The 5008-nt window shown below is 37.7% G+C and carries 4 protein-coding genes; 3 read left to right on the top strand and 1 reads right to left on the bottom strand.

What is annotated here, in order from left to right; genetic code table 11:
- The 3 genes from AC1DPQ_RS17315 to AC1DPQ_RS17325 form a co-directional block, all read left to right on the top strand.
- On the top strand, positions 1–577 hold a 577-nt coding region (locus tag AC1DPQ_RS17315), incomplete at its 5' end, for an APC family permease (RefSeq protein WP_477610358.1).
- 76 nt (positions 578–653) lie between these two features.
- Entirely contained in the window at positions 654–2951 is a 2298-nt protein-coding gene (locus tag AC1DPQ_RS17320; RefSeq protein ID WP_477610359.1) for a S9 family peptidase, read from the top strand.
- Positions 2952–3085: 134 nt separating this feature from the next.
- Positions 3086–3874 carry an NIPSNAP family protein gene (locus tag AC1DPQ_RS17325; protein WP_477584157.1) on the top strand — a complete coding sequence of 263 codons (789 nt, stop codon included), beginning with the start codon at positions 3086–3088 and terminating at the stop codon, positions 3872–3874.
- A gap of 409 nt (positions 3875–4283) precedes the next feature.
- Here AC1DPQ_RS17325 and AC1DPQ_RS17330 read toward each other — a convergent pair whose 3' ends face one another.
- Complete coding sequence (locus AC1DPQ_RS17330; RefSeq protein ID WP_477583097.1) at positions 4284–4682, bottom strand: LytR/AlgR family response regulator transcription factor; 399 nt, start codon at positions 4680–4682, stop codon at positions 4284–4286.
- Positions 4683–5008 lie beyond the last annotated feature (326 nt).

Raw genomic sequence — 5008 nt, forward strand, 5'->3', positions numbered from 1 at the left:
TGCTGATAAAGATCGGGTTGCAGTTTCTGCTGCCAATCATATCTTCGGTACAGCCGGTACCATCATTATTGCATTAATGATTATGGTTTCAACTTTCGGTTGCAATAACGGTTTAATTATGGCTGGTGCCAGGGTATATTACTCAATGGCCAAAGACGGGCTTTTCTTTAAAAAAGTAGGTACACTCAACAAAAATGCAGTTCCTGGTTTTGGGCTATGGATTCAGTGTATTTTTGCTTGTTTATGGTGTATCAGCGGAAAATATGGCGATCTGTTGGATATGATTTCGTTTGTAGTGGTGATGTTTTATATGCTCACCATTTTCGGAATTTTTATCCTCCGTAAAAAGCGACCTGATGCCGAGCGGCCATACAAAGCTTTTGGCTACCCTGTGCTGCCAATCATCTATATGATAATGGGGCTGGCTTTTTGTGTATTGCTGATTATTTTTAAACCTAAATTTACCTGGCCTGGATTAATCATCACTTTAATTGGTATACCGGTTTATTACCTGATTAAAGGAAGTATTGCCCGCCAGGATTCGAAAGCAAAAGAAGCGGTTGATGTGAACGGTTAAAATATTGATGTTATTCATCAAAATCTAAAGGAAATCAGAAAAACCGTAGCATTATATTTACCACAAAAAATCTGTAATGACCACTTATCCAAGCGCTAAAAAAGCAATAGCGATCATCTTATTAAGTTTTGTTTCCTCTCAGCTACTGGCACAGCAAGCGGGTTTGCATCCTTATGCACCAAGTGCTGCTGAAATGGCAAATGCTTACCAATTATCTACTAAGCTGGATACCGCATTACGCAATATCCCAACCAATAATGATCTTATTCCCTTTTGGAAAAAAGACGGAAGTGCATTTTGGTATAAAAAGAACCTTCCTAACAGAACATGGGAATATTATTATGTAGATGCTGCAACAGGTAAACGTAGCGCGGCATTTGATAACAATAAACTGGCTGAAAATATAGAAAAGATAACGGGTAAAAAGCAGAATCCATTAAAACTTCAGTTTGCTGAATTGTATTTCGCCGATCAGGGTAATACAGCAAAACTAAAAATACAGGATAAATGGTATGAATTAAACTTGAGCGATTACAGTTTAGCGGACACGAAAGACACAACAATTTATCGTTACAATGCCAAAAGACCTTTGCAGCAAAGCAGATCGCGCTGGCAACGGAACCGTGAATCCAGAAAATCGCCTGACGGCAAAAGCGAAATCCTGATCCGTGGTGGCAACTTATTCGTGCTTGATCTAGCTACCAAAGCAGAAAGCCAATTGAGTACCGATGGTAGTGCCGATAAACCATATGGCGAATTTGCATGGTCGCCCGATGGAAAAAATATTGTTGCCTATAAAATCGATCCGAAAGAGACTAAAAAAGTACATTATGTATTAAGTTCGGTTCCTGGCACTACCCGTGGTGAATTAAAATCGAGAGAGTATGCACAGCCTGGTGACGATTTTACCGCTTATCAGCCCTATGTTTTTAATGTAACAGCTAAAACTGCCATTAAAGTAGATGCAGAACCGATAGATTTCTTTGGTGCACCAGAATTGCATTGGCGCAATAATAACAGCAGGTATTATACCTATGAGAAAGTAGATCGCGGTCATCAACGTTTTAGGGTAATTGAAGTAGATGTCTTAACCGGAAAAACCAAAAACATTATCGACGAAAAAACAAAAACCTTCATTTATGAGCGGCGAATTTATACCCATTACTTACCTAAAACAAATGAAATATTGTGGACCAGTGAGCAGGATGGATGGCAACACCTTTATCTGGTTAATGGCATAACAGGAAAACAGACGCTGGTTACCAAAGGCAATTGGGTAGTTAGGGATATCGATAGTGTAGATGTGGTTAAACGCCAGATTTGGTTCCGGGCAAATGGAATGGATGCTGGTGAAGATCCTTATTTTATCCATTATTATAGGATTGGGTTCGATGGAAAGGGACTGGTGAATCTTACGCCCGAAAAAGGTAATCATATCCTCAGTTTTTCTCCTGACCGCAAATATTATATCGATACTTACTCTCAGGTAAATGTACCGCCTGTTAGCGAGTTAAGGTTAGCTGCGAGTACCAAAAAAATAAGCGAAATAGAACATGGCCAAACGGCTATTTATTTAGCTACAGGAGTTAAACTGCCCGAAGTTTTTGTGACTAAAGGAAGAGATGGCATAACCGATATTTGGGGCATTGTTTGCTTCCCTTCAAAAATGGATCCGAACAAAACTTATCCTGTTATCGAAAATATTTACGCAGGTCCTCATGATAGTTTTGTGCCCAAAAGTTTCTTACCTGCCAGTGAAATGCAGAGCATTGCCGAATTAGGCTTTATCGTAGTACAGATTGATGGAATGGGTACCGCCAACCGGTCTAAGGCTTTTCATGATGTATGCTGGAAAAATATAGCAGATGCAGGTTTCCCTGACCGGATATTGTGGATGAAAGCCATGGCGGTGAAATATCCAAATGCTGATATTTCAAGAGTGGGGATTTATGGCACTTCGGCGGGTGGGCAAAGCTCAACTGGTGCACTGTTATTTCATCCCGAGTTTTATAAAGCTGCGGTTTCTGCCTGTGGTTGTCACGATAACCGCATCGATAAACAATGGTGGAACGAACAATGGATGGGCTATCCCGTAGGGCCGCACTATGGAGAACAATCTAACATTACCAATGCACCAAAATTACAGGGTAATTTATTTTTAATTGTTGGTGAAGCGGATGAAAATGTACCCCCAGAATCTACCTACCGACTTGCTGATGCATTGATCAAAGCAAATAAAGACTTTGATATATTAAGCATTCCGGGTATGGGCCATAGCGATGGTGGTATTTACGGACGGAGGCGTAAACGCGACTTCTTTGTAAAACATTTATTGCATGCCGAACCACCAAACCCGAATTTTTTGGTTCAATAGTCGTTGGTTGATAAGTGATTAGCTACTTTTTTGTTGGCCATTTGCTCATTCAAAATTTAATAACACAATCTTTCTCTCATTCGATCATTAAAAATAATTGTTATTTTGCTACATTATCTAATCATCCTTTAAACATGTTGCAAAAAATTAAAATATCCAGTCTGTTTTTACTTGTTCTACTGTTCAGTGCGTTTGCGGGCAATGCATCGAAGATGGATTTCTATCAGATCAAAATTTACCACTTGAAAACCGATGCACAAGAAAAAACAGTGGATGATTATCTTCAAAATGCATATTTACCCGCATTACACCGTAATGGAATTACAAAAGTAGGCGTGTTTAAACCCATTATAGGCGATCAGGCTGTGGTTGTAGAAAAGCTTATTTATGTATTTATTCCTTTGAAATCGTTCAATGGCGTTCTGGAACTGGATGAAAAGTTAGCAAAAGATAAACAATATGCTATTGATGGTAAAACCTACCTTGATGCAACTTATACCGAGACTCCTTACGAGCGATTAGAATCTATTGTTTTAAAGGCTTTTGAGGATGCTCCTCATTTTATGCTGCCTAATCTAAAATCGCCGATGAAAGAAAGGGTGTACGAATTAAGAAGTTACGAGGCACCTACGGAGAAGTATTTTCAGAATAAAGTTGAAATGTTTAATAAGGGCGGTGAAATCGGGTTGTTTAAAAGACTTAATTTCAATGCAGTATTTTATGGAGAAGTAGTCGCTGGTAGCCGAATGCCTAATCTAATGTATTTAACTACTTTCGAAAATAAGGTAGATAGAGATGCACACTGGAAGTCTTTCTCGGCAGATGAATATTGGAAAAAGCTTTCTGCAATGCCAGAGTATCAGCACAATGTTTCTAAAAACGACACTAAATTTGTTTACCCGACAGACTATTCAGATTTTTAAGAAAGGTAAAAGCTGAAAGACTAAAGCTAAAAGACTAAAGCTGAAAGCAAAAGGCAAATTAAATTAAACCCTTGCTTCCGTGGCAAATATAACCCAAGCTGGACAGATCATGAAACAAGTTCAGGAGKRCGACCGCAGGATCTGAGCCATGAAATCTTAATGTTCTTAACTGCTTAATGGTAAGAAAGGTAAAAGCTGAAAGACTAAAGCTCAAAGCAAAGTAAAATTCCGTRTAAATCTGYGCTTCCGTGGCAGAAAAACTAACCAGAAAGATTCAGAAGTTCAGAATCACGTAATTTTAGGTCCTGAAACAAGTTCATGGAGACGGCTGCGGGACCGAACTATGAAATCTTAATGTTCTTAATTACTTAATGATAGAAAAAAAAGATGGATATTTTTAGCGAGCTATTTACAAAAGTATTTCTTTGTTCTTACGTTCAGTCAGAATCAACTGATTCACCGTTTCTTCAAATTTTACAAAATCGAGTGGTTTAAATAAAAAACAATTGCCTTTATCAAAGGCATCAATGGCCTTATTGTCATCGGCACTTACAAATACAACAAATTTTACGCTGTTTCGAAGCATTCTGGCTATATCAATTCCTGATATTTCCATTTGGACATCCAGAAATAGGAAATCAATTTTTCCGTATTTCCAAAAGGCGGCCATGGCATCTATTGCATCCGTAAAACTTCTCTTTAGCTGGAGTTTGTCTATTTTGGAAATAAAGTGTTCAAGTGTTTTTATACTCATTTGGCTGTCATCTATAATTACACAGCTATAGGATTGTGATAGAGGGAAATTCATTTGTAATAAGCAATTTTACAAATACTTACAAAATGCCTGCCATTCGATTATTTTTTAAGTTTGTAATACAAAAACGCTTTGTTTAAAATATAACTAATCAATGTTTTATGGTCAAATAGTGCTAAAAATAAACTATTTGTGTGCTTTGTATTTTTTTTGATAGTATAGGTAAAATCAGGATTTATAAGGCGATGGCTAAAATACTTCACTACTCGTAGAAAAGGCAAAAGCTGAAAGCAAAATTAAATTCCGTGTAAATCTGCATTTCCGTAGCAAAAAACTATTTATAAAGATTCTGAAATAATCCGATAGCTATCGGATTAGAA

The organism is Pedobacter sp. 01T416_2, from assembly GCF_056398925.1.